The following is a 23586-nucleotide window of genomic DNA, read 5'->3' as shown; positions in this document are numbered from 1 at the left end:
CTCTACACTTTGCGTAACCGGAAATCAGCGCTCTATCTTCAAGCGCACCTTGACACGGATACGCCTCTCGCAGCGCCCGCGTGAAGGTTTCCGAAGCACGATTCACCGCTCACTCTCGCTTTCGGAGTAACAAGATGAAAAAGACTCTCATGGTCGCGGCCCTGACGGGCGTTTTTGCAACTGCGGCGCACGCTCAAAGCAGCGTCACGCTCTACGGCTTGATCGACGCCGGCATTACGTACACCAACAACCAGCACGGTCACAGCAACTGGCAACAGACGAGCGGTTCGGTGAATGGCAGCCGTTGGGGCTTGCGCGGCGCTGAAGACCTCGGTGGCGGCCTGAAGGCAATCTTCACGTTGGAAAACGGCTTCGGCATTAATGACGGCTCGCTGAAACAAGGCGGTCGCGAATTCGGCCGTCAGGCATTCGTTGGTCTGTCGAGCAATCAGTTCGGCGCCGTCACGCTCGGCCGTCAATATGACAGCATGGTTGATTACGTTGGCCCACTGGCGCTGACCGGCACGCAATACGGCGGCACGCAGTTCGCCCACCCGTTTGACAACGACAACCTGAACAACTCGTTCCGTATCAACAACTCGGTCAAATACACGAGCGCGAACTACGGTGGCTTCAAGTTCGGCGGCCTGTATGGCTTCTCGAACCAGGCTGACGGCTTCGCAAACAACCGCGCATACAGCGCGGGCGCGTCGTACAACTGGGGCGGCCTGAACGTCGGCGCAGCGTATTTGCAATTGAACAGCAACGGCGCGACCGGCGCGGCTGCAGCGTTCAACTCCGGTGGTGCGGTGTCCAGCGACAACACGTTCTTCGCTGGCCGTCAGCAGACGTGGGGCGCAGGCGCCAACTACGCGTTTGGTCCGGCAACCGTCGGCCTCGTCTATTCGCAGACGAACCTGTCGGGTCTCGTCGGCATCGGCGCAGGTGCATCGGGCCAACCCGGCGGCATCGGCCTGCCGAACAACAGCGCGCACTTCCAGAACTACGAAGCAAACGCTCGTTACGCTTTGACGCCGGCTGTCAGCATTGCAGGTTCGTACACGTACACGCGTGCGAGCCTTGCGGGCACCCGTCCGCACTGGAATCAGTTCAACCTGCAAACGGCGTACGCACTGTCCAAGCGCACGGACGTTTATCTGCAGGGTGAATACCAGCAGGTCAACGAAGGCGCCATCGTTGGTGCTGACATCAACGGTCTGGGTGCTTCGAGCAACAACAAGCAGGTTGCGGTCACGGCAGGTCTGCGTCACCGCTTCTAACGCGGCGGGCAGGACCCGCAGCATGGAAGGCGCCGTTCGCGGCGCCTTTTTTATTGCCTGAACACGCTTCGTGCGGGCAAATCTGCATGAGGTGACAGACTAGAGGTCGCTACCTGCAGGCGGATACTTGACGTCGAGAATATCGATCGGCTGCGGACCGGCCGGCGTGTACAACGTCACGGTGTCGCCGACCTTCGCCTTCAGCAACGCCCGTGCGATCGGCGAGATCCAGCTCACGTGTCCGATATCGAGATCAACCTCGTCGATGCCGACAATCGTCACGGTGTGCTCCTCACCGTCCTCTGTCGCATATTCGACAGTCGCCCCGAAAAAGACCTGATCGACGTTCTCCTGCTTGCTGCTGTCGACAACCTCGGCGAGGTCCAGACGCTTGGTCAGAAAGCGGATGCGCCGATCTATCTCGCGCAGGCGGCGCTTGCCGTAAATGTAATCGCCGTTCTCCGAGCGGTCGCCATTCGACGCAGCCCATGACACGAGCTTGACGACCTCCGGCCGGTCGACGTCGATCAAATGCAGCAGTTCATCGCGCATGCGGTGGTAACCGGCAGGCGTGATGTAGTTCTTGGTTCCGGCGGGGATTTCCGGCTGGGCGACGTCGAGATCGTCGTCATTATCGTCGCTCGACTCTTTGACAAAGGCCTTGTTCATGATGATCCATAAGCTGCAGCAAACGGCTGCTCCACTAGGGTACACGATCATGACAATGAGACAAATCGCAGTTACACGCTTCCCTTTTTTGAAACCTTTGCTATAATCTCGTTTCTGCGTGCGGCTGTAGCTCAGTTGGATAGAGTACTTGGCTACGAACCAAGGGGTCGTGGGTTCGAATCCTGCCAGCCGCACCACTTATTCGAGGGCCTCCCTCCGGGGAGGCCCTTATGTTTTACCCAGTTTTAGTGAAGTAGTGCACCACGTGTTTCGCGTGCGGCTGTAGCTCAGTTGGATAGAGTACTTGGCTACGAACCAAGGGGTCGTGGGTTCGAATCCTGCCAGCCGCACCACCTCTAAAGGGCCTTCCAGTTGGAAGGCCCTTTGTCTTTCAAGCGCGTTTTTGCCTCAACCGATCGCCACGCCACGGTGATCGCCGCGGTCGCCCTCATGGCCGCGGCGGAGACTGAATATCGCCGATATGCCCGTCCGGGCTCGGAACCTCTTCAAAAGTATCGCCTGCCGTCGCTTCGGCTATGCGCCGAGCCGTGTTGTCGACCAGCATCTGCGACTCGTGCAGCATTTCGCCAACGCTATCGCCGAACCGACTTTCCACGAATGCCCGCAGCAGCGCCACGCGCAACGAGTCGCCACGCCCCTCCACTTCACCCCGGCCGCCTTCGAATTCCGCCACGCAGTGTGCAGGGATTTCCCCGCTGCGCTCGCGCATTTCGAGCCGACGCGCGCGCTCCATCACTGCCGCAGCGGCGTCCCATGAGGTGGTCGGTGTGAAACGGCCGTCCCAAGGACGGCCACGATCGTTTCCGCGGATGGCGACGGTCTCACCGCTGTCGGTGAAATGGATTTCTCGCACAAAATCGTGCAGGCTGCGGGCCACCCAATAATCCAGTGCGAGGCCTTCGAGGTCAGCTACTTTCATCAGCGTTCTCCCTGAGTTTTCAGGTGAGACTCGCTAGCGGCGCCGGCGTTCCGGCAGAAAGAAGCGGCACTTCTCCGCCCAATGAGCGGCAAAGCTCAGTAATCGGCCCGCTCGCGGTCGATTCGCATGCCGCCGTCATGCCGGTGATGGCCGTCATCGCTCGGCCGCTCACGCGCGATGCGCATTACGTCGAGATTTGTACGCACGCGGCGCATGACGTTGGCCAGATGGACGCGGTCGCTGACCTGGATCACGAAGCGCAAGATCGTGGATTCCTGCGACAGGTCTTCGTCCATCGCGATATGCACGATGTTCGCGTCTGCAGAAGTGATGTCTGCGGCCACGCGGGCGAACACGCCCTTCGTGTTCTTGACCAGCACCTTGATTGCGACGTCGAACAGACGCCCCGGTTGTGGCGCCCACGCCACGTCGATCCAGCGGCCGGGATCGCGCCGGTGGATTCGCTGTGCAACGCGGCAGTCGGTAGTGTGGATGGCCATACCGAGGCCAATGCCGATGTAGCCCATGATGTCGTCGCCCGGAATCGGACGGCAGCACGCAGACAATTGCACCGACATGCCCTCGGTGCCGGTGATTACGACCGGCGGCGCATGCGGCGCGGAACCGGATTCGGAGCGCGAACCGTCGTCGTCGGCATCGCGGCCGCTCATCAACACTTCGATACGCTTGGCCATGACCGCCGCGACACGCCGGCCGAGACCGATGTCCGCGAAAATTTCCTGTCCATTTTTGTTGCCCGTCCACTGCACGAGCTTTTCCCACGCTTCGGGCGTCACGTCCGACAGCGCAAGGCCGTAGCCCTTCAACGCCTGATCGACCAGACGCTCGCCAAGCTGAACCGACTCGTTCAGCCGCATCGTCTTCAGATAATGGCGGATCGCAGAACGGGCCTTGCCGGTACGCACAAAACCGAGCCACGCCGGATTCGGCTTCGAATACGGCGCCGTGATGACTTCGACGATATCGCCGCTCTTCAACTCGGTGCGCAGCGGTAGCAATTCGTTATTGATCTTCACCGCGACGCACTGGTTGCCCAGGTCGCTGTGGATCGAATACGCGAAGTCGAGCGCCGTGGCGCCACGCGGCAGCGCCATGATCTTCGACTTCGGCGTAAAGACGTACACCGCGTCCGGGAACAAGTCGATCTTTACGTGCTCGAGGAATTCGCTCGAGTCGCCGGCTTCGCTCTGAATGTCCAGCAGCGACTTAAGCCACTGATGCGCGCGCTTTTGCACGTCGTTCAGATCCGCACTGCCGTTCTTGTACAGCCAGTGAGCTGCCACGCCGGCTTCGGCGATCTCGTGCATCTTGCGGGTACGCACCTGGAACTCGATCGGCGCGCCGAACGGACCAACGAGCGTAGTGTGCAACGACTGATAGCCGTTCACCTTCGGGATCGCGATGTAGTCCTTGAACTTGCCCGGCACCGGCTTGTAAAGCGCATGCAATGCGCCGATGCAGGTGTAGCACTCGAGCGCGCTGTCCACCACTACACGAAAGCCGTACACGTCCAGCACCTGCGAGAACGACAACTGCTTGTCGCGCATTTTCTTGTAGATGCTGAAAATGGTTTTCTCGCGACCGGTCACTTCCGCGTCGATCTTAGCGTCGGCGATTGCGCGCTGCACCGACTCCAGAATCTTGCCGACCACTTCCCGCCGGTTGCCGCGCGCCGCCTTCACAGCCTTCTCGAGCGTGGCATACCTATGCGGATTGAAGTTCGCGAAGCTCAGGTCCTGTAGCTCGCGATACGTATTGTTCAAGCCGAGCCGGTGCGCAATCGGCGCGTAGATGTCCAGCGTTTCACGCGCCACGCGACGACGCTTTTCGGGCGGCACCGCGCCGAGCGTACGCATGTTGTGCAGCCGGTCGGCCAGCTTTACGAGGATCACGCGGACGTCGCGCGCCATGGCAAGCAGCATCTTGCGGAAATTTTCCGCCTGCGCTTCCTCGCGATTGCGAAACTCCATCTTGTCGAGCTTCGACAAACCGTCGACCAGTTCCGCGACCTTCGCGCCGAAACGCTCGGCGAGCTCGGCCTTGGTCACGCCCTGGTCTTCCATCACGTCGTGGAGCAACGCGGCCATGATTGCCTGGCCGTCGAGATTCCAGCCGGCGCAGATTTCCGCAACGGCAACCGGGTGCGTGATGTAGGGCTCGCCGCTCTGGCGATACTGGCCGAGGTGGGCTTCGTCGCTGAAATGGAAAGCCGCCTTGACGTCTTTGATCTCTTCCGGCTGCAAATAGCCGGACAACGCGGAGGTCAGCTTGGCAATCGATACGACGTCATGCCGGCGCGGCTGCTCCGGCGTGGCGGTCGGCCCGAACAGATGGCGAAACGACTGTTCGAGGACCGCGTCGATGTACTTGCGTGCAGACGAGGGCGAGTCGGCGTCATGCTCCGCTTCCGTGGCGGTGGGCGGGGTAGTACTCATGGTCGCCTCCGTAGCGGTTGAGAGTTGACGCCGGTCTGCACGTTGCTGCAATCAGGTGACGCAAAAACTATGGCAAAAATGCTTGCCAACCGAAAACAGAAACCGTACGCCTTAAACCGGCACCTTCTTCAGCATTTCGACGCCGACCTGGCCGGCCGCGATTTCGCGCAGCGCGACGACCGTGGGCTTGTCACGGCTTTCGATTTTCGGCGTGTGGCCTTGAGCGAGCTGACGCGCGCGATACGTTGCGGCGAGCGCGAGTTCGAAACGATTCGGGATCTGTTTGAGACAGTCTTCGACGGTAATGCGGGCCATGTTGAGTTCCTTCTCAGTATGTTGCTTATTCTACCTTATGTGCTCGAATCGCCGCCGCGCTCAGGGGTGCGGAAGGTGAATGCCGAGCTGCACGAAAAGCTGCGTATGACGCGCGTATTGCGAGGCGAAGCGCGAACGCGTGGCAGCCACGAGACACTGCAGTTCGCCGAGCGCGCGATCGAAGTTCTCGTTGATCACCACATACTCGGCTTCGGCCGCGTGCGCCATCTCGCTGCCTGCAGCGAGAAGCCGACGCGTAATCACATTCGGCTCGTCCTGGCCGCGCTTTCTCAGGCGCTCTTCGAGCGCTTCGAGCGATGGCGGCAGGATAAAAATTTCGACGGCGTTGTGAAACTGCTTCTTCACCTGTTGCGCGCCCTGCCAGTCGATTTCGAGCAACACGTCATGGCCGCTCTTCATCTGCTCCTCGATCCACACGCGCGAAGTGCCGTAGTAGTTGCCGTGCACTTCGGCGCTTTCCAGAAACTCGCCCTCGTCGTGACGCCGCATGAAATCGTCGACGGACGTGAAGTGATAATGCTCGCCGTCCTGCTCTTTCGGACGCGGTGGGCGCGTCGTGTACGAGATCGAGAGACGGATCGCGTCGTCGCCGGCGAGCAGCGCGTTCACGAGCGTCGACTTGCCGGCGCCAGACGGCGCGACGACCATGAACAGGTTGCCCGGATATGCTCCGGCATACGGGTTGCGCGGTGCGCCGCTTTCGCGTGTGTGGTGATCGGTCATGTTGTGATGCTCCAGCCTTATTCCAGATTCTGTACCTGCTCGCGCATCTGTTCGATGAGCAGCTTCAGGGTCATCGACGAATCCGCCAGTTCCTTCGCCGCCGCCTTCGAGCCGAGCGTGTTCGCTTCGCGATTGAGTTCCTGCATCATGAAGTCGAGCCGCTTGCCGACCTTGCCGCCCTTCTGGATCACGTGACGCGTTTCGTTCAGGTGAGCCGTGAGCCGCGACAGTTCTTCGGCGATGTCGATGCGGATACCGTACATCGTCACTTCCTGACGAATCCGCTCATTGATCTCTTCCCGCGACACAGTGGTCGCCGCCGTTTCGGGTGCGGCAATGCCGAGTGCTTCCTGCAGTCGCTCGACGATCTTCTGCTGATGCTTTGTGATCAATTCCGGCACGAGCGGCGTGATCTTCGTGACGATCGCTTCCATCTCGGTGACGTTGGCGAGCAGCATCGTGGCCAGTTGTGCGCCTTCGCGGGCGCGCACGTCGATCAGATCGGTAATGGCCTGCTTGCCGCATGCGAGCACTGCGTCGCGCAGCACGTCCGGCGCCACGCCCGTCTCGGCGAGCACGCCGGGCCAGCGCAGAATCTCGCCCGAGCGCAGACGGCCCGCTTCCGGAAACGTCGCCAGCACGGTGCGCTCCAGCAACGCAAGCTGCGTCAGCGCGTCATGATTGATCGAACCGGCGTTTGCCGTCTGTTCGCTACGCTGCAGATTGATACGAATATCCACCTTGCCGCGCGACAGCTTGTTCATCAGCATTTCGCGCAGCGTGGGTTCGCATACGCGCACGTCCTCGGGCATACGGAAGTTCAGGTCGAGGAAGCGCGAGTTCACCGTGCGCAGTTCGACCGACACGCTTACGCCGCCCGTGCCGGAGGCCGCGACGAGTTCGCGTGTCGCGCTCGCATAGCCAGTCATGCTGTAGATCATCGTATTTCTCGCGATGGAGGCCATGCGTGAGACGCTGGCCGAAGAGTCGAATCGCCCGGCGTGTACGAGACGCGAGGCGGTGAAACGGCATTATCCCATTTTTGGCGATGGGACCCCTTGGAGAGCCCCGGCCGACGCGGCGCGCCGACGGGGCGCATACCTGCGCGGATCGGCTGTAAAATCGTGCTTTCCCCTCCTGCTTCCTTCCCGACCCAATCGACATGACCGACACCACTCAACGCCCTAGCGGCCGTCTCGCCAATCAGCTGCGCGACGTGCGCATCACGCGCCACTATACGAAGCACGCGGAGGGTTCGGTGCTGGTCGAATTCGGCGACACCAAGGTGATCTGCACGGCGAGCATCGCGGAGACCGTGCCGTCGTTCCTGCGCGATCGCGGCCAGGGCTGGCTCACCGCCGAATACGGCATGTTGCCGCGCGCCACGCATACGCGCAGCGACCGCGAGGCCGCGCGCGGCAAGCAGACCGGGCGCACCCAGGAAATCCAGCGTCTGATCGGCCGCGCGCTGCGCTCGGTGTTCGATCTGGAGAAGCTCGGCGCGCGCACGCTGCATATCGACTGCGACGTGATCCAGGCCGACGGCGGCACACGCACGGCGAGCATCACCGGCGCTTTTGTCGCCGCGCATGACGCGGTGAACAAACTGCTGGTTGCGGGACGCATCGAGAGTTCGCCGATCAACGACTACGTCGCGGCGATTTCAGTCGGCGTGTACGACGGCGTGCCGGTGCTCGATCTGGATTACGACGAAGACTCGCAATGCGACACCGACATGAACGTGGTCATGACGGGCGCGGGTGGCTTCGTCGAAATTCAGGGCACCGCAGAAGGCGTGCCTTTTTCGCGCGATGAAATGAACGCGCTGATGGATCTCGCGAGCGACGGCATCGCCACGCTGATCGCGAAACAGAAAGAAGCATTGGAGTATCGAGGTGAGTGAAGTTCGTGAAGGCAATGGCGCGCCTCTATCGGGATCGCCGTTGAACAAGGTCGTGCTGGCGTCGAATAACGCGGGCAAGCTGCGCGAGTTCGCGGCGCTGCTCGGCGCGGCAGGTATCGAGCTGATCGCGCAAGGCGAACTGGGTGTGCCGGAAGCGGACGAACCGCATCCCACGTTCGTCGAAAACGCGCTGACCAAGGCACGGCATGCGGCCAGGCTGACCGGGCTGCCTGCCCTCGCCGACGACTCCGGCCTGTGCGTGCGCGCGCTGCGCGGCGCGCCGGGCGTCTATTCGGCGCGTTACGCGCAACTGGCCGGCGGCGAGAAGAGCGACGCGGCAAACAACGCGCGGCTCGTCTCCGCGTTAAAAGGCGAGAGCGATCGCCGCGCGTATTATTACTGCGTGCTGGCACTCGTGCGTCACGCCGACGATCCCGAGCCGCTGATCGCCGAAGGCCGCTGGCATGGCGAGATTCTCGATGCGCCGCGCGGCGCGAACGGCTTCGGTTACGACCCGTACTTCTTTTTGCCGTCGCTGAACGCGAGCGCCGCGGAGCTCGAACCGGCGCTGAAAAATGCCAGCAGTCATCGCGCGATTGCGTTGCGCCAACTGCTTGCGCGTCTGACGGAGGAAGCGTGATTCCGATCAAGCCGACGCCCGCCGATGTCGGAAACGGCGTGATCAAGGCATTCACGTCGCCGGGCAGCATCCGTCTGACGTCGCTGCCGCCGCTCTCGTTGTATGTGCATTTTCCATGGTGCGTGCGCAAGTGTCCGTACTGCGATTTCAACTCGCATGAATGGAAAGGCGACAGCTTCCCCGAGAACGAGTATCTCGACGCGTTGCGTGCCGACCTCGAAATGGCGTTGCCGCTCGTGTGGGGACGGCAGGTACATACGGTGTTCATCGGCGGCGGTACGCCGAGCTTGCTGTCAGCGGCCGGACTGGACCGCATGCTGTCGGACGTGCGAGCGCTCTTGCCGCTCGACGCCGATGCGGAGATCACTCTCGAGGCCAATCCCGGCACGTTCGAGGCGGCGAAGTTCGCGCAGTTTCGCGCGAGCGGCGTGAACCGGCTGTCGGTGGGCATACAGAGTTTCAACGAGGCGCATCTGAAGGCGCTCGGCCGGATTCACGATTCGACGCAAGCGCGCCATGCGGTGGAAGTGGCCGCCACTACGTTCGACAATTTCAATCTCGACCTGATGTTCGCGCTTCCGCAGCAGACGCTCGCCGAATGTCAGGCCGATGTCGAGACTGCGTTGTCGTTCGCGCCGCCGCATCTTTCGCTGTATCACCTGACGCTCGAGCCAAACACGCTTTTTGCAAAATTCCCGCCAGCACTGCCGGACGACGACGCGTCCGCCGACATGCACGACTGGATTCACGAACGCACGTCGGCGGCGGGATATGAGCGCTACGAAGTGTCCGCGTATGCCAGACCGCATCGGCAAAGCAGGCACAACCTGAACTACTGGCGTTTCGGCGACTATCTTGGCATTGGCGCCGGCGCGCACACGAAGCTGTCGTTTCCGAATCGTGTGTTGCGTCAGGCGCGCTACAAGCATCCGGCCACGTTCATCGAGCACGCCAAGGCCGGCGCGGCGGTGCAGGAAGAACACGAAGTCGGACCGCGCGACCTGCCGTTCGAGTTCATGCTGAATGCGCTGCGACTGGTGGAAGGCTTTCCGGTGCATCGGTTCATCGAACGTACGGGTTTGTCGATGACATCTATCGAGCCGGCTTTGCAGCAGGCGGAACGCCGCAAACTGATTACGCGAGACCACGAAAAGATTGCGCCTACGCCGCTCGGACAAGCGTTCCTCAACGATCTTCAGGCGTTGTTTCTGAAAGATCCGCAGTGAATGCGGATCAAGAGAGCGCCGCAGCGAGGTTTTTTCAGGTTACAATTTGCGGCTTGGAGGTGTGGCCGAGCGGTTTAAGGCACCGGTCTTGAAAACCGGCGAAGGAGTGATCCTTCCGTGAGTTCGAATCTCACCGCCTCCGCCAGATCTCTGTACACATCCACGGGCCGCAAGGCCCGTTTTTGTTTGTGCTCGCGCCGTTTACTACACGAGCGCCGGCGCCTCGCTTCAACTTTGAAGCTGTACGAACTTGCGGAACGGGCGTGCGATTACCCATATGCGCCCGACCCCGCCAGCCGGGTACGCGCCATCAAAACAGCACAACGACAAACGACGCCCCCGCCCCGCGTCACACACTAACCGCGTCGAGCTTCTCGCGTGCGTCGGCGCAACGCCGGTTCAGATCGCGATGCATCAACTGGCTGTCGAGCAGCGCGGACACATCGGTCAAGCCGTAATCAAAGCGCAAAACGTATTCGATGTCCGTGTAGTCGTGATAGGCGCCGCTGTCGGCCAGCTTCCGCGCTTCGGCGAATGCAGCATGTTGCCGCTCGCCGTTCATCAAATCTCCGATCGCCATGATTGCCGCTCCGAGGAACAGTGATCCCATCATAGCAATGCCAATTCAAAGGCAAGGTCGCGTGCGCGCAACACCTGGTGTTTTCCGGTAGAAGCGCTTCGTACACCGGAAATGCGTGTACGCATCAAGTGCAGGAGCACGGAGCGCTCTCTTTACGCCGTCCTTGCTGCGCCGCCTTATTGCGGCATCTCCATCACGCGGCCGTCAAACGACAGCCACCGGCGCCTTTGTCCCGTGCCATCTGACGACGAGGATACGACCGACGTAGCACAGCGATCCTGCGACGCCCACCACGACGCCCATGCCTTTAGGCGAGCCGTCCTGCCACAGTCCGACCGCGAGGCTCGACAGCGCGCCCAGCGCCAGTTGCACCGCGCCGAACACGGCAGCCGCCGCACCCGCATTCACCGGATAGCGATGCATCAGATCCGTCGTGCAATTGGCGGACAGCAAACCCACTACGCCAACGACAAAGAACAGGCCGGCAACGATCGACCACAGCCCGCCCCAGCCGGTCAACGAGACAAGACAGACGAACAACGACGCAATACAGCTCACGGTCGCGGCAAACGAAATGATCGGCAACGACCCAAGCCGGCCGACAAGCCGCGTATTCATGAAGTTGCCCAGCATGATCCCGACGATGTTCAGCGCAAACAGAAAGCCATAATGCTGCGCCGACACGTGGAAGTACTGGATATAGACGAACGGCGTCGCCGTGATGTACGCGAACATCGACGCGAATGCCATGCCGCCGCACAGCATATGCCCCCAGGCAACTGGATCGCGTAACAGCCGGCCGTATGCAGCGAACGATTTGAGTAGCGCCGAATGTGCACGCTTTTCGCGCGGCCAGGTTTCCGGCACTTTGAGAAACGCGGTTATCGCGCACACCATGCCGAACAGCGTCAACGCAATGAAGACGACACGCCAGCCGCCAAGCAGCAGCAACTGTCCGCCGATCAGCGGCGCGAGCAATGGTCCGATCGACGTGACGATGGCGAGCATGGACAGCACGCGCGCAGCGTCGGTGGGACCATACGCGTCGCGGGCAATGGCGCGAGCGAGCACGGATGCCGCACCCGCACCGAGCGCCTGCACGAAACGGAACGTGACCAGCGCGCCGATCGAGAACGACAGCGTGCACGCAATGCTCGCCAGCGCATACATGATGATGCCGCCCAGCAGCACAGGCCGGCGGCCATACGTATCGGACAGCGGCCCGTAGAGCAGCATGCCGATCGAGAAGCCGAACATAAAACTGGTCAGCGTGGTTTGTGCGGCGCCCGTTCCGATCGCGAACGCCTGCGCGATGGTCGGCAAGCTCGGCAAATACATGTCGATGGAAATCGGCCCGCACGCGGCAAGCGCACCGAGCAACAGAATCAGCCGGCCATCTGGCCGGCGTCCGGTGACGTGAGACATGGGAATCCAGGTGAAGCGCGCGTCCTCGGAAAACCGGCGCGCGGGGGTACAAAAAGACTGCAGTTGGTCGCATCGATTGTACGCGACGGTTAAGGCATCAACCTCGCGAGCAGCGAGCACCAGCCGCAGCGTGAGGCCGTTGCAGGCTTGCAGGGCAAGCGCGCCGCTGATCGGTTAAGCTGCCGCGTGAACCGTTTCGGCCGTTCAGCGTCGCGCGAGGATGGCAGCGGCGCGCGTCCCTCATACCTTTCTGTGCAACGTTACGATGACTGCCTTCCTGCTGATCTGGAGCCCGAAGAAATGGCCGTGGCCAGAACTGCCCGATGTGGCCAAACGCGTTGCGGCGGGCGTCGCCGTAGCCGACGTGTGGGGTTGCGGATTCGCGCGCGGCATTCTGCCCGGCGACCGCGTGTTCTTGCATCGTGTCGCCACGGAGCCGAAGGGCATTTTCGGCTCGGGCTATGTGACACGCGCACCGTACGAGGTCCCGGACCCAGCCACGAAGCGCGGCTACCGCCTGTGCATAGACTTCGTCTACGACTGGCTCGTCGATGCGCATGAAAGCGCGGTGATCCCTCGCGACATGTTGCGCGTGCATCCATTTTCGGTGCAGACCTGGGACGCGCAGAGTTCAGGCACGGTGATCAAACCGATCGCGGAAGGCGCGCTAGAGAAACGCTGGGCTGAACTCACGGGCAAACGCAAGCCGCCGCGATTGGACGCGCCAGTTGGCCCCGCACGCTCCACCAAAGCGACTGCGCACGCGGCGCAATCGCCCACCGGCACATCGCCAGTTAAGGCCTCCGTGAAGACGCCCGCAAGGAAGCGCGCGCCGCTGCGCTGAGAATGCGTCTGAAAGCCACGTAGCTCCGCAAAACCTGTTCACACCGACTCCGGTACAATTTCTCTCATCTATCCCGGCGTCGCGCCAACCGCTCGCAGGCAAGCCGCGCCGCTGCGCAACCCAATTCCAGGCATCGTCATGTCCAACAATCAAACCCTCTTCGACCGCGCGCAACGCACCATTCCCGGCGGCGTGAATTCGCCGGTCCGCGCATTCCGCTCGGTCGGCGGCACGCCGCGTTTCATCGAACGCGCACAGGGTCCTTATTTCTGGGACGCCGATGGCCAACGTTATATCGACTACATCGGCTCCTGGGGTCCCATGATTCTCGGGCATGTGCACCCCGAAGTTCTGGAAGCGGTGCAGCGCGTGCTGGCCAATGGCTTCTCGTTCGGCGCGCCCACCGAGTCGGAAATCGAAATCGCAGAGGAAATCTGCAAGCTCGTGCCGTCGATCGAACAGGTGCGCATGGTGTCGAGCGGCACCGAAGCGACCATGAGCGCGCTGCGTCTGGCGCGCGGCTTCACGAACCGCAGCCGTATCGTCAAGTTTGAAGGCTGCTACCACGGCCATGCCGACAGCCTGCTCGTGAAAGCCGGTTCGGGCCTGCTGACGTTTGGCAATCCGACATCGGCGGGCGTGCCGGTCGACATCGCAAAGCACACCACGGTTCTGGAATACAACAACGTCGCCGCGCTCGAAGAGGCGTTCAAAGCCTTCGGCAACGAAATCGCCTCGGTGATCGTCGAGCCGGTGGCGGGCAACATGAATCTGGTGCGTGCCACACCCGAGTTTCTGCAGGCGCTGCGACGCCTGTGCTCCGAATACGGCTCCGTGCTGATCTTCGACGAAGTAATGTGCGGTTTTCGCGTGGCGCTCGGCGGCGCGCAAGAGGTCTACGGCATCACGCCGGATCTGACGTGTCTTGGCAAAGTGATCGGCGGCGGCATGCCGGCGGCTGCCTTCGGCGGACGGCGCGACATCATGGCTCACCTCGCGCCGCTCGGCGGCGTCTACCAGGCGGGCACGTTGTCCGGCAATCCCATCGCGGTCGCCGCGGGCCTGAAGACGCTGCAATTGATCCAGGCGCCGGGCTTTTACGAAACACTCGCCACGCGCACTGCCCGTCTTGCGAAAGGTCTCGCCCAGGTCGCTCGCGAAGCCAATGTACCGTTCGCGGCCGACTCGCTCGGCGGCATGTTCGGCCTGTACTTCACCGAGTCGATTCCGACAAGCTTCGCCGAAGTGACCAGGAGCGACGTGCCGCGCTTCAACGCGTTCTTTCACAAGATGCTCGACGCGGGCGTCTACTTCGCGCCGTCGGCATATGAAGCAGGCTTTGTTTCGATTGCGCACGACGACGCGATCGTCGACGCAACTGTGGATGCCGCTCGTGGCGCGTTTGCGTCGCTGAGCGCCTGAGCGTCCAGAAACCGCCGCCACCCTGCCACCGGACCTAACCACACACCGATGTTTTCGCAAACCGACTTCGTCCATATGGAACGCGCGCTTGCGTTGGCCAAGCGCGGCATGTACACGACCGACCCGAATCCGCGCGTGGGGTGCGTGCTCGTCAAGAACGGCGAAGTGATCGGCGAAGGCTTCACGCAGCCAGCCGGCCAGGACCACGCGGAAATCCGCGCGATGAAAGACGCGCGTTCGCGCGGTCACGATCTGCGCGGCGCCACCGCTTACGTAACGCTCGAACCGTGCAGCCACTTTGGACGCACGCCGCCGTGTGCGAAAGCGCTGATCGAAGCGCAAGTCGCGCGCGTGGTGGCCGCGATGGAAGACCCCAATCCGCAGGTGTCCGGACGCGGTCTTGCGGTGCTGCGCGACGCCGGCATCGAAGTACGCTGCGGGCTGCTCGCCAACGAAGCGCACGAGTTGAACATCGGCTTCGTGTCGCGCATGACACGCGGCCGGCCGTGGGTGCGCATGAAAGTGGCAGCCTCGCTCGACGGCCGTACCGGCCTGCCTTCCGGCGTCAGCCAATGGATCACCGGCGAGGCCGCCCGTGCCGACGGCCATGCATGGCGCGCCCGCGCGTCGGCCGTTCTCACCGGCATCGGCACCGTCAGGGAAGACGATCCGCGCATGACTGTTCGCGCTGTCGACACGCCGCGTCAGCCGCAACGCGTGTTGATCGACAGTCAGCTGGAAGTCTCGCCGCAGGCGCAGATTCTGGCCGGGGCGCCCACGCTGATCTTTTGCGGCAATCTCGATCAACGGCATAGCGACCGTGCGCAAGCACTACGCGAGCGTGGCGCCGAGATCGTCCAACTGGCCAACGCGGCCGGCAAGGTGGACCTTCCGGCAATGCTGAAAGTGCTGGGCGAGCGCCAGGTGAACGAACTTCACGTGGAGGCCGGTTACAAGCTGAACGGCTCGCTGCTGCGCGAAGGTTGCGTGGACGAACTACTCGTCTATCTCGCGCCGAGTCTGCTCGGCATCGACTCGATGAGCATGTTCAACCTGAGCGCGCCTGAAACACTTGAAGGACGCGTCAAGCTGGTTTTTCATAACGTCGAGCGGATCGGCGAAGATCTTCGGATTCTCGCGCGCCTCCTGCCGGCGGGCGTAACCCCAGCCGGAACCGACACCGCGTCCCAACCCGTTTCGTTTTGAGGATTAGTACGATGTTCACAGGGATCGTCGCGGCAGTGGGCCGCATCGAGTCAGTCAAGCCTCTCGGCACTGACGGCGACGCAGGCGTGCGCCTGAACGTGCAAGCCGGCGGCCTCAATCTCGCCGACGTCCAACTTGGCGACAGCATCACCATTCAGGGCGCCTGCATGACCGTGGTCGCGAAGACCGACCATTCGTTCGAAGTGGACGTGTCGCGCGAAAGCCTGAATCGCACAGCGGGCCTTGGCGAAGTGGGCGAAGTCAACCTGGAAAAGGCACTGCGCGCGCACGACCGGCTGGGCGGCCATATCGTCTCGGGTCACGTGGACGGCCTGGGCACGGTCACCCACTTTGCGCCGGTAGGCGAATCGCACGAACTGCGCGTGCTGGCGCCGCGCGAGATCGGCCGCTATCTGGCATACAAGGGCTCTATCACTGTCAACGGAGTCAGTCTGACCGTCAACTCGGTTAAAGATCGTGACGACGGTTGCGAGTTCTCGATCAATCTGATTCCGCACACGGTGGAAGTCACCGCGCTCAAGCATCTGCGCGAAGGCACGCCGGTGAATCTGGAAATCGATCTGATCGCGCGCTACGTGGAGCGCATGCTCAACTCACCGAAGTAGCCGGCAAAAACACCAGCAACAACGCCAACAGCAACACCAGCTGCAAGGCTGCAGCAGCCGCCGGGCGCCCACGCATGCGGCGCCTTGCCGCTTCTCATCAGTCCATGCGTCTATCGTTCTGCGAGCATATCAACGGCCGGTGACGCAGCGCCAGTCGGCCAAACGGCATATGCCGTCCGGCGGAGGCGACTTGGGACCGCGCGTGGCGTAAAATACGCGCTTTCTCCGAAAAACTCGCCAACATGACGCTCGCCTCCACTCCAGAGATCATCGCCGAACTCAAAGCCGGCCGGATGGTGATCCTCGTCGACGAAGAAGATCGCGAAAACGAGGGCGATCTGGTGCTCGCCGCCGAATTCGTGACGCCGGAAGCGATCAACTTCATGGCGCGCTACGGCCGCGGCCTGATCTGTCTCACGCTCACGCAGGAACGTTGCAAGCTGCTCAACCTGCCGCTCATGACGTACCGCAACGGCACGCAGTACGGAACCGCGTTCACCGTCAGCATCGAGGCGGCGGAGGGCGTGACGACCGGCATCTCGGCCGCCGACCGCGCCCGCACGATCGCCGCGGCAGTAGCACCGGACGCGAAGGCGGAGCATATCGTGCAGCCTGGCCACGTGTTTCCGATCATGGCCCAGCCGGGCGGCGTGCTCGTGCGCGCCGGCCACACGGAGGCAGGCTGCGACTTCACCGCGCTGGCTGGCCTTACGCCGGCGGCAGTGATCTGCGAAGTCATCAACGACGACGGCACCATGGCGCGCCTGCCCGACCTGATGGAGTTCGCAAAAGAGCACGACCTGAAGGTCGGCACGATCGCGGATCTGATCCACTATCGCAGCCGCACCGAGTCGATCGTCGAGCGCATTTGCGAGCGCACCATGCAGACGGCGCACGGCGCTTTCCGCGCGGTCATGTATCTTGATCAGCCGAGCGGTCAGCCGCACATTGCCCTCGTGCGCGGCAAGCCCAACCCGGAGAAGGACACGCCGGTGCGCGTGCACGAGCCGCTGTCGGTGCTCGACCTGCTCGAAGTCGGCGAATCCACTCATTCGTGGACGCTCGACGCAGCCATGAAAGAGATCGCCTCCCGCGAAGTCGGCGTGATCGTGCTGCTCAATTGCGGCGACTCGAAGGAACATCTGATCGACGTCTTCAAGGCGTTCGATTCGAAAGAAAAAGCAGACGCGCTCAAGCGCCGGCCCGTCGACTTCAAGACCTACGGCGTCGGCGCGCAGATTTTGCGCGAGCTGGGCGTCGGCAAGATGCAGGTGCTGTCGAATCCGCGCAAGCTGGGCAGCATGTCGGGTTACGGTCTCGAAGTCACAGGCTTCATACCCATGCCAGGCAGCGCCGCGCAGCCTCCGCAATAACGCTGATCCGGTCATTCACGCGCCTCGCGCTCACTCAAAAACACTACGGAATTCACATGGAAATCGGACAATACCAACCGAACCTCGACGGCGACGGACTGCGCATCGGCATCGTCCAGGCGCGTTTTAACGAACCCGTCTGCAACGGCCTCGCCGACTCGTGCATCGAAGAACTCGAACGCCTCGGCGTGACCGGCGAAGACGTGCTGCTCGTCACCGTGCCGGGCGCGCTGGAAATCCCGCTGGCGCTTCAAAAGCTCGCTGAGAGCGCGCAGTTCGACGCGCTGATCGCGCTCGGCGCGGTGATCCGCGGCGAAACGTACCACTTCGAACTGGTGTCGAACGAGAGCAGCGCGGGCATCACGCGCATCGGCCTCGACTTCGGCATTCCTGTTGCAAATGCGGTGCTGACCACCGAGAACGACGAGCAAGCCGTCGCTCGCATGACCGAGAAAGGTCGCGACGCGGCACGCGTGGCGGTCGAAATGGCGAACCTCGCGGTCGCGCTGGAACAACTCGGCGGCGACGAAGAAGAAGACGAAGAAGAGGAAGAGGCATGAAGAGCGCACGCCGACGCTCCCGCGAACTGGCCACGCAGGGGCTTTATCAGTGGCTGCTGTCTGGTTCGCCCGGCAGTGAGATCGACGCGCAGCTGCGCGGCGCGCAGGGCTTCGACAAAGCGGACCATGAGCATCTGGACGCCGTTCTGCACGGCGTGATCCGCGATTCCGAGGCACTGTCCGCCGATATCGCGCCTTGCCTCGACCGTCCAATCGAGCAGCTATCGCCGGTCGAGCGCGCCGTGCTGCTCGTCGCCGCGTTTGAACTGAAGAATCACCTCGATATTCCTTACCGCGTGGTGATCAACGAAGCGGTTGAGCTGACCAAGACCTTCGGCGGCGCCGACGGCTACAAGTACGTGAATGGTGTGCTCGACAAGCTGGCGGCCAAGCTGCGCGTCGCGGAAATCGAAGCCGCTCGAAAGGGCTAGGCATGCGTGTGGTCGGCTCGCGCAACATCGCGGCGAAACCGTCGCAAATATGCGCGACGCCGACACAACGAAATGCATCGCTCGTCACAACGCTGCCGCGCGCGAGAAACCGCGCAATGGCGGTCGCGCTTTCGCATTTGAACTGGATTTAACCGTATGAACTCCGTGACCGAACCTCTTATGCGGCTCGCCGCACGCGTCGACTCCATACAGCCGTTCTACGTGATGGAGCTGGCAAAAGAGGCTGCGCTTCTTGAGCGCGACGGGCGCGACATCATTCACATGGGAATCGGCGAGCCCGACTTCACCGCCCCCGAACCGGTCATCGAGGCAGCAGCGAACGCGCTGCGCCGCGGCGTCACGCAATACACCAGCGCACTTGGCCTGCACGCACTGCGCGAAGCAATTTCGGCGCACTACGCAGACGTCCATGGCGTCGACGTGGACCCCGCCCGGATCGTGGTGACCGCGGGCGCGTCGGCCGCATTGCTGCTGGCATGCGCGGCACTGGTGGATCGCGACGACGAAGTGTTGATGCCGGACCCATGCTACCCGTGCAACCGCCATTTCGTGATCGCAGCCGAAGGCAAACCGGTGATGGTGCCAAGCGGCCCTGCCGAACGCTTCCAACTGACTGCCGCCGATGTCGAGCAGCGCTGGAACGAGCGCACGCGTGGCGTGCTGCTCGCGTCGCCGTCCAACCCGACCGGCACGTCAATCGAGCCGGTGGAACTGGAACGCATTGTCAAAGCGGTGCGCTCGCGTGGAGGCTTCACGATTGTCGACGAGATTTACCAGGGCTTGAGCTACGACGCGAAACCGGTGTCGGCGCTGTCCTATGGCGACGACGTCATCACGGTCAACAGCTTCTCGAAGTACTTCAACATGACGGGCTGGCGCCTCGGCTGGCTGGTGGTCCCGCCGGGCATGGTGAGTGCATTCGAGAAACTGGCACAGAATCTCTTCATCTGCGCGTCAGCGCTCGCCCAGCACGCGGCGCTCGCGTGCTTCGAACCGCAAACCATCGCAACCTACGAGGCACGCCGTCTCGAGTTCAAACGGCGGCGTGACTTCATCGCGCCGGCGCTCGAATCGCTGGGCTTCACCGTGCCCGTCATGCCCGACGGTGCGTTCTACGTCTACGCCGACTGCCGAAGCGTCGCTCATCCTGCCGCAGGTGACAGCTCGGCACTCACGAAAGCAATGCTGCACGAGGCAGGTGTCGTGCTCGTGCCAGGAATGGACTTCGGCAGCCACGCGCCAAAACAATATATCCGGCTGTCGTACGCAACCGCTTACGAGAAGCTGGAAGAGGCGGTGGAACGCCTGGCGCGGCTTTTCGGCCAACGGCAGTAGGAGCGGCAGGCGGCCGGCCCTGATGAGTGCCTCGTGCGCAGCGAGAGTCGCCTGCCGCCAGGCACAGCCGGACCCAGGACGCTACTGTCGCCTAGCCGCGCGACCTCCCCAAAAGCAAAAAAGGACACCTAAGGTGTCCTTTTTCTTGCCGTCCGTGCGCTCGCGTCAGGGCGATCAGCATGACGTTATGCGAGCGTCTCAGGCGCCCAGTTCCGCGGCAGACGCCACGTGTTTGGGAGCACTCGTGCTGGCATCGTCCTGTTCCGAGACCGGCGTCTTGCCTGGCGCAGCGGCGCTCAACGGGTGGCTTCCTTCCAGCGTGACCTGCACCCGCTTGCCGTTGCTGTTGTTCGCAGCGGCGGACGACGACGAGGATGACGACGACGCATTATTCGATGCCGTGGTAACCGGCGCCTGCGGCGTGTTGATCGGCACCTTGCGGCCGCGGGCCACGTCACGCAGACGCGCGCGTTCTGCCATCACCTTGGCGCCGTAGCCGCCGTCGTCCTGCGACGTCGAGCCGACATACAGCCGCAATCCGCCCGGCAGCGAACCGCCACGCGCGATGCAATCCTTCAGAACCAGCGCGCCGACCTTGATGTTCGCGACCGGCTCAAGCGCAGCGCTCTCGCCGCCAAAATACTGGAACTTGTCCGAATGAACCTTGGACATCACCTGCATCAGGCCTTGGGCCCCCACGCCGCTCTCGGCGTACGGGTTGAAGCCCGATTCGATCGCCATCACCGACAGCAACAGCAGCGGGTCGAGGCCGACTTCGCGACCGGTGTCGAAAGCAGCCTTCACCAGCTCTCCGACGGGCTCCTGGGCGACGCGGTAGCGACGCGCCAGGTACGACGCCACGAGAGCCTGTTCACGCGACGAAATCAGCACGCGATCGTCGCGCGCGTCGGCGGACACGCGTTGCGCAGGAATCAGCCGCGCCAACGCTGAAACGCTTTGCATCGTGCGCGGATCGAGACCGTTGAGCGCCGCGATCCCCATGCCGGCCGAGCCGGAACCGTCGAACGCGCCGTCATAACTGGTATTGCTGGCGCTCACGCCCGTGTTATTGCCGACGCTTGCTGCGTCAGCGCTGTTTGGGTTCGAGTTCGCGGACAGCGTTTCGTCCGACGAAGTGCGCCCCGGCGGCCCGAAAGCAGGCAGCGGGTTGCCTTGCAGCAGGCGCGCGGGGCCCGCTTGCACAGCCGCGGAAAGGACCGGCATCAGCTTCGCCGCGAGGGTGCCGCGCCACGTGGGCATCAGCCACAGCGCGATTGCCAGCACCACGGCAATGCCGCCGACAATGCTGAACAGGTGATGACTCAATTGCGTCCCGCGACGCACTGCACCGCGCACGACTTGCGCGATTCGTTCGTCGGGACGCCACGATAACCAGGCGTTCATTCAGATCTCCCATGTTGCATGATCCGCGAACCCCACCGGAAAAACAGGCGGTACCACACATTCGCAGAGTCAAGACATCGCGCGCTCTGTCTGGTTAGGGCAGCAGCGACGTCGGGAAAACGGCAAATACCGTTTGTGGGGAGCCTTCCTGAAAAGCGGTCCGCGGCATGCCAAAAACATGCGGGCGGTGGCTCCCACGCGAAAAACCAGCGTCGGTTGGCGCTGGCAAGGACATCGATAAGACCGACGAATACCGTGCAGGGCTTCGGTAAGCGGTGACGCGTTGCGTCAGATGGGACCGGGGGCAGTGGTAAAAGGTTCACGCCCTGCAACCAACGTGGACGGATTCTAGGGCACGGTTTTATAGATCGTCAACACTATAAACTGGCGAAAGTATAACTAATTGTAATAACGACGAGCGTTCCGACCGCCCAGAGGGCCGTGCCGAGCGGTTTTTCGGCATTCTGGCGATTGCTGCTCGCCCTATGACGTTTGGCCGATCTACGTGCGCTAGCCAACGCAGGTAAAATCGACAATCGTTCTGGCGCCTCCTCCGCAGTCGCGCTTTCCTCTATCGCCGCTCGCGGCACACAACCGCATCAGATGAAATACAAAGACCTGCGTGACTTCATCGGCCGTCTCGAGACGATTGGAGAACTGCGCCGTATCCCGCAAAAGGTATCGCCTGTCCTGGAAATGACCGAACTGTGCGACCGCGTGCTGCGCGCCGGGGGACCGGCTCTGCTATTTGAGAATCAGGAGCGGCATGCGTTCCCGGTGCTTGGCAACCTGTTCGGTACGCCGCGCCGCGTGGCGCTCGGTATGGGCATCGACGCTGAAGCCGGCGAAGGCGACGGCGCCGCGCTGGATTCGCTGCGCGACGTCGGCCGGCTCCTCTCTGCGTTGAAGGAACCGGAGCCGCCAAAAGGGCTGAAGGACGCGGGCAAACTGTTCTCGCTGGCAAAAGCGGTGTGGGACATGGCGCCACGAACCGTGAGCGCGCCACCCTGCCAGGAAATCGTGTGGGAGGGTAATGACGTCGACCTGGAAAAGCTGCCTATCCAGACTTGCTGGCCGGGGGACGCCGGCCCGTTGATCACGTGGGGCCTGACCGTCACAAAAGGCCCGAACAAGAGCCGACAAAATCTCGGCATCTATCGCCAGCAATTAATCGGACGCAACAAGCTGATCATGCGCTGGCTCGCGCATCGCGGGGGCGCGCTCGACTTCCGCGAGTTCGCGTTGAAGAATCCCGGCCAGCCGTATCCGGTAGCGGTCGTGCTGGGTGCGGATCCGGCGACGATCCTCGGCGCGGTGACGCCGGTGCCGGACACGCTGTCCGAATACCAGTTCGCCGGCTTGCTGCGCGGCGGTCGGACGGAGCTGGCCAAATGCATTACGCCGGGCGTCGACGGTCTGCAGGTACCCGCACGCGCGGAGATCGTGCTCGAAGGCTTTATCTATCCGCAGGAAGGTGCGCCCTCGCCCGCTCCGGCCGGCGCGCCGCCGCGGCCGGCCAAGGGCGCCTCGGCCGCCTATGAGCACGCCCTGGAGGGCCCGTATGGCGACCATACCGGCTACTACAACGAACAGGAGTGGTTCCCGGTATTCACTGTCGAGCGCATCACCATGCGCCGCGACGCGATCTACCATTCCACCTACACCGGCAAACCGCCCGACGAGCCCGCCGTGCTCGGCGTCGCGCTCAACGAAGTGTTCGTGCCGCTTCTGCAGAAGCAGTTCAGCGAAATTACAGATTTCTATCTGCCGCCAGAAGGATGCAGCTACCGCATGGCGATCGTGCAGATGAAGAAGAGCTACCCGGGCCACGCCAAGCGCGTGATGTTCGGCGTCTGGAGCTTCCTGCGACAGTTCATGTATACGAAGTTCATTGTCGTCGTAGACGAAGACGTCAACATTCGCGACTGGAAAGAAGTGATCTGGGCGATCACCACGCGCGTCGACCCGACGCGCGATACGGTGCTCGTCGATCGCACACCGATCGATTATCTCGACTTCGCGTCGCCGGTCGCGGGCCTCGGTTCGAAGATGGGACTCGACGCTACCAATAAATGGCCTGGCGAAACCGATCGCGAATGGGGCCGACCTATCGAAATGGACGCGGCGGTGAAGCAGCGAATCGACAGTTTGTGGAACGAACTGGGACTGTGAGCGCGCCGAGCGAG

At 62.5% G+C, this 23586-nt stretch carries 22 protein-coding genes and 3 tRNA genes; 16 read left to right on the top strand and 9 right to left on the bottom strand.

From position 1 onward, the window contains the following. Positions 1-134 precede the first annotated feature (134 nt). Positions 135-1280 carry a porin gene (locus tag BCA01S_RS07260; RefSeq protein WP_027776358.1) on the top strand — a complete coding sequence of 382 codons (1146 nt, stop codon included), beginning with the start codon at positions 135-137 and terminating at the stop codon, positions 1278-1280. Between the two features lie 99 nt (positions 1281-1379). Here the strand turns inward: BCA01S_RS07260 and greB are convergent, their stop codons facing one another. Continuing rightward, positions 1380-1949, bottom strand: coding sequence for a transcription elongation factor GreB (gene greB, locus BCA01S_RS07255; protein ID WP_027776357.1), 570 nt, complete (start codon positions 1947-1949; stop codon positions 1380-1382). 120 nt (positions 1950-2069) lie between these two features. On the opposite strand from greB, the gene BCA01S_RS07250 reads away from it, so the two are divergent. Next, positions 2070-2146: transfer RNA gene (locus tag BCA01S_RS07250), tRNA-Arg, on the top strand. Between the two features lie 79 nt (positions 2147-2225). Continuing rightward, a tRNA-Arg gene (locus tag BCA01S_RS07245) sits at positions 2226-2302 on the top strand. Between the two features lie 95 nt (positions 2303-2397). Here the strand turns inward: BCA01S_RS07245 and BCA01S_RS07240 are convergent. From BCA01S_RS07240 to BCA01S_RS07220, 5 genes are all read right to left on the bottom strand, one after another. Beyond that, complete coding sequence (locus BCA01S_RS07240) at positions 2398-2889, bottom strand: phage protein NinX family protein (RefSeq protein WP_027776356.1); 492 nt, start codon at positions 2887-2889, stop codon at positions 2398-2400. A 95-nt stretch (positions 2890-2984) separates the two neighbouring features. Next, positions 2985-5345, bottom strand: coding sequence for a RelA/SpoT family protein (locus BCA01S_RS07235; protein ID WP_027776355.1), 2361 nt, complete (start codon positions 5343-5345; stop codon positions 2985-2987). 111 nt (positions 5346-5456) lie between these two features. Next, on the bottom strand, positions 5457-5660 hold the full coding sequence (gene rpoZ, locus BCA01S_RS07230; protein ID WP_006025620.1) for a DNA-directed RNA polymerase subunit omega: 204 nt from the start codon (positions 5658-5660) through the stop codon (positions 5457-5459). A gap of 60 nt (positions 5661-5720) precedes the next feature. Then, on the bottom strand, positions 5721-6404 hold the full coding sequence (gene gmk, locus BCA01S_RS07225) for a guanylate kinase (RefSeq protein WP_027776354.1): 684 nt from the start codon (positions 6402-6404) through the stop codon (positions 5721-5723). Between the two features lie 17 nt (positions 6405-6421). Beyond that, a complete protein-coding gene (locus BCA01S_RS07220; protein WP_027776353.1) occupies positions 6422-7345 on the bottom strand; it encodes a YicC/YloC family endoribonuclease in 924 nt (307 codons plus the stop codon). Positions 7346-7566: 221 nt separating this feature from the next. Here BCA01S_RS07220 and rph point away from each other — a divergent pair, with 221 nt between their 5' ends. From rph to BCA01S_RS07200, 4 genes are all read left to right on the top strand, one after another. After that, positions 7567-8307 carry a ribonuclease PH gene (rph, locus tag BCA01S_RS07215; protein WP_027776352.1) on the top strand — a complete coding sequence of 247 codons (741 nt, stop codon included), beginning with the start codon at positions 7567-7569 and terminating at the stop codon, positions 8305-8307. Further along, positions 8300-8947: an RdgB/HAM1 family non-canonical purine NTP pyrophosphatase gene (gene rdgB / locus BCA01S_RS07210; protein ID WP_027776351.1), complete on the top strand. Its 648-nt coding sequence runs from the start codon at positions 8300-8302 to the stop codon at positions 8945-8947. The genes rph and rdgB overlap by 8 nt, the downstream gene beginning before the upstream one ends. Then, positions 8944-10173: a radical SAM family heme chaperone HemW gene (hemW, locus tag BCA01S_RS07205; RefSeq protein ID WP_027776350.1), complete on the top strand. Its 1230-nt coding sequence runs from the start codon at positions 8944-8946 to the stop codon at positions 10171-10173. Before rdgB ends, hemW begins: the two co-directional genes overlap by 4 nt. Before the next feature lie 55 nt (positions 10174-10228). Beyond that, positions 10229-10318: transfer RNA gene (locus BCA01S_RS07200), tRNA-Ser, on the top strand. 204 nt (positions 10319-10522) lie between these two features. Here the strand turns inward: BCA01S_RS07200 and BCA01S_RS07195 are convergent. Then, positions 10523-10753: a hypothetical protein gene (locus BCA01S_RS07195; protein ID WP_027776349.1), complete on the bottom strand. Its 231-nt coding sequence runs from the start codon at positions 10751-10753 to the stop codon at positions 10523-10525. A 204-nt stretch (positions 10754-10957) separates the two neighbouring features. Then, positions 10958-12178 (bottom strand): Bcr/CflA family multidrug efflux MFS transporter, encoded by a 1221-nt coding sequence (locus tag BCA01S_RS07190; RefSeq protein WP_027776348.1) that lies wholly within the window; start codon positions 12176-12178, stop codon positions 10958-10960. A gap of 265 nt (positions 12179-12443) precedes the next feature. On the opposite strand from BCA01S_RS07190, the gene BCA01S_RS07185 reads away from it, so the two are divergent. The 8 genes from BCA01S_RS07185 to BCA01S_RS07145 all read left to right on the top strand — a co-directional run bounded on the left by BCA01S_RS07185 (position 12444) and on the right by BCA01S_RS07145 (position 19996). Continuing rightward, positions 12444-13022 (top strand): hypothetical protein, encoded by a 579-nt coding sequence (locus BCA01S_RS07185; RefSeq protein ID WP_027776347.1) that lies wholly within the window; start codon positions 12444-12446, stop codon positions 13020-13022. A gap of 138 nt (positions 13023-13160) precedes the next feature. Beyond that, positions 13161-14444 carry a glutamate-1-semialdehyde 2,1-aminomutase gene (gene hemL / locus BCA01S_RS07180; RefSeq protein WP_027776346.1) on the top strand — a complete coding sequence of 428 codons (1284 nt, stop codon included), beginning with the start codon at positions 13161-13163 and terminating at the stop codon, positions 14442-14444. A 48-nt stretch (positions 14445-14492) separates the two neighbouring features. Continuing rightward, positions 14493-15650 carry a bifunctional diaminohydroxyphosphoribosylaminopyrimidine deaminase/5-amino-6-(5-phosphoribosylamino)uracil reductase RibD gene (gene ribD, locus BCA01S_RS07175; RefSeq protein ID WP_027776345.1) on the top strand — a complete coding sequence of 386 codons (1158 nt, stop codon included), beginning with the start codon at positions 14493-14495 and terminating at the stop codon, positions 15648-15650. Positions 15651-15661: 11 nt separating this feature from the next. Beyond that, entirely contained in the window at positions 15662-16276 is a 615-nt protein-coding gene (locus tag BCA01S_RS07170) for a riboflavin synthase (RefSeq protein ID WP_027776344.1), read from the top strand. 242 nt (positions 16277-16518) lie between these two features. Next, positions 16519-17649, top strand: a complete 1131-nt coding sequence (gene ribBA / locus BCA01S_RS07165) for a bifunctional 3,4-dihydroxy-2-butanone-4-phosphate synthase/GTP cyclohydrolase II (RefSeq protein WP_027776343.1) — start codon at positions 16519-16521, stop codon at positions 17647-17649. Positions 17650-17705: 56 nt separating this feature from the next. Then, positions 17706-18209 (top strand): 6,7-dimethyl-8-ribityllumazine synthase, encoded by a 504-nt coding sequence (ribH, locus tag BCA01S_RS07160; RefSeq protein WP_027776342.1) that lies wholly within the window; start codon positions 17706-17708, stop codon positions 18207-18209. After that, a complete protein-coding gene (nusB, locus tag BCA01S_RS07155; RefSeq protein WP_027776341.1) occupies positions 18206-18640 on the top strand; it encodes a transcription antitermination factor NusB in 435 nt (144 codons plus the stop codon). The genes ribH and nusB overlap by 4 nt, the downstream gene beginning before the upstream one ends. Before the next feature lie 156 nt (positions 18641-18796). Then, the gene (locus tag BCA01S_RS07145; protein ID WP_027776340.1) at positions 18797-19996 is read left to right on the top strand and encodes a pyridoxal phosphate-dependent aminotransferase; all 1200 of its coding nucleotides are present in this window, start codon (positions 18797-18799) and stop codon (positions 19994-19996) included. A 198-nt stretch (positions 19997-20194) separates the two neighbouring features. Here BCA01S_RS07145 and BCA01S_RS07140 read toward each other — a convergent pair whose 3' ends face one another. After that, positions 20195-21400 carry a transglycosylase SLT domain-containing protein gene (locus tag BCA01S_RS07140; protein ID WP_027776339.1) on the bottom strand — a complete coding sequence of 402 codons (1206 nt, stop codon included), beginning with the start codon at positions 21398-21400 and terminating at the stop codon, positions 20195-20197. Positions 21401-22003: 603 nt separating this feature from the next. On the opposite strand from BCA01S_RS07140, the gene BCA01S_RS07135 reads away from it, so the two are divergent. Then, positions 22004-23572 carry a UbiD family decarboxylase gene (locus BCA01S_RS07135; protein ID WP_027776338.1) on the top strand — a complete coding sequence of 523 codons (1569 nt, stop codon included), beginning with the start codon at positions 22004-22006 and terminating at the stop codon, positions 23570-23572. Positions 23573-23586 lie beyond the last annotated feature (14 nt).

Source organism: Paraburkholderia caledonica NBRC 102488 (assembly GCF_000685095.1).
Taxonomy (GTDB): domain Bacteria; phylum Pseudomonadota; class Gammaproteobacteria; order Burkholderiales; family Burkholderiaceae; genus Paraburkholderia; species Paraburkholderia caledonica.
This window is presented reverse-complemented; position numbering and strand designations above follow the sequence as displayed.

Bases quoted from the DNA above. Each gene is read 5' to 3' on its own strand.
- BCA01S_RS07260 (WP_027776358.1), top strand. From the start codon at position 135: ATGAAAAAGACTCTCATGGTCGCGGCCCTGACGGGCGTTTTTGCAACT.
- greB (WP_027776357.1), bottom strand. From the start codon at position 1,949: ATGAACAAGGCCTTTGTCAAAGAGTCGAGCGACGATAATGACGACGAT.
- BCA01S_RS07240 (WP_027776356.1), bottom strand. From the start codon at position 2,889: ATGAAAGTAGCTGACCTCGAAGGCCTCGCACTGGATTATTGGGTGGCC.
- BCA01S_RS07235 (WP_027776355.1), bottom strand. From the start codon at position 5,345: ATGAGTACTACCCCGCCCACCGCCACGGAAGCGGAGCATGACGCCGAC.
- rpoZ (WP_006025620.1), bottom strand. From the start codon at position 5,660: ATGGCCCGCATTACCGTCGAAGACTGTCTCAAACAGATCCCGAATCGT.
- gmk (WP_027776354.1), bottom strand. From the start codon at position 6,404: ATGACCGATCACCACACACGCGAAAGCGGCGCACCGCGCAACCCGTAT.
- BCA01S_RS07220 (WP_027776353.1), bottom strand. From the start codon at position 7,345: ATGATCTACAGCATGACTGGCTATGCGAGCGCGACACGCGAACTCGTC.
- rph (WP_027776352.1), top strand. From the start codon at position 7,567: ATGACCGACACCACTCAACGCCCTAGCGGCCGTCTCGCCAATCAGCTG.
- BCA01S_RS07195 (WP_027776349.1), bottom strand. From the start codon at position 10,753: ATGGCGATCGGAGATTTGATGAACGGCGAGCGGCAACATGCTGCATTC.
- BCA01S_RS07190 (WP_027776348.1), bottom strand. From the start codon at position 12,178: ATGTCTCACGTCACCGGACGCCGGCCAGATGGCCGGCTGATTCTGTTG.
- BCA01S_RS07185 (WP_027776347.1), top strand. From the start codon at position 12,444: ATGACTGCCTTCCTGCTGATCTGGAGCCCGAAGAAATGGCCGTGGCCA.
- hemL (WP_027776346.1), top strand. From the start codon at position 13,161: ATGTCCAACAATCAAACCCTCTTCGACCGCGCGCAACGCACCATTCCC.
- ribD (WP_027776345.1), top strand. From the start codon at position 14,493: ATGTTTTCGCAAACCGACTTCGTCCATATGGAACGCGCGCTTGCGTTG.
- BCA01S_RS07170 (WP_027776344.1), top strand. From the start codon at position 15,662: ATGTTCACAGGGATCGTCGCGGCAGTGGGCCGCATCGAGTCAGTCAAG.
- ribBA (WP_027776343.1), top strand. From the start codon at position 16,519: ATGACGCTCGCCTCCACTCCAGAGATCATCGCCGAACTCAAAGCCGGC.
- ribH (WP_027776342.1), top strand. From the start codon at position 17,706: ATGGAAATCGGACAATACCAACCGAACCTCGACGGCGACGGACTGCGC.
- nusB (WP_027776341.1), top strand. From the start codon at position 18,206: ATGAAGAGCGCACGCCGACGCTCCCGCGAACTGGCCACGCAGGGGCTT.
- BCA01S_RS07145 (WP_027776340.1), top strand. From the start codon at position 18,797: ATGAACTCCGTGACCGAACCTCTTATGCGGCTCGCCGCACGCGTCGAC.
- BCA01S_RS07140 (WP_027776339.1), bottom strand. From the start codon at position 21,400: ATGAACGCCTGGTTATCGTGGCGTCCCGACGAACGAATCGCGCAAGTC.
- BCA01S_RS07135 (WP_027776338.1), top strand. From the start codon at position 22,004: ATGAAATACAAAGACCTGCGTGACTTCATCGGCCGTCTCGAGACGATT.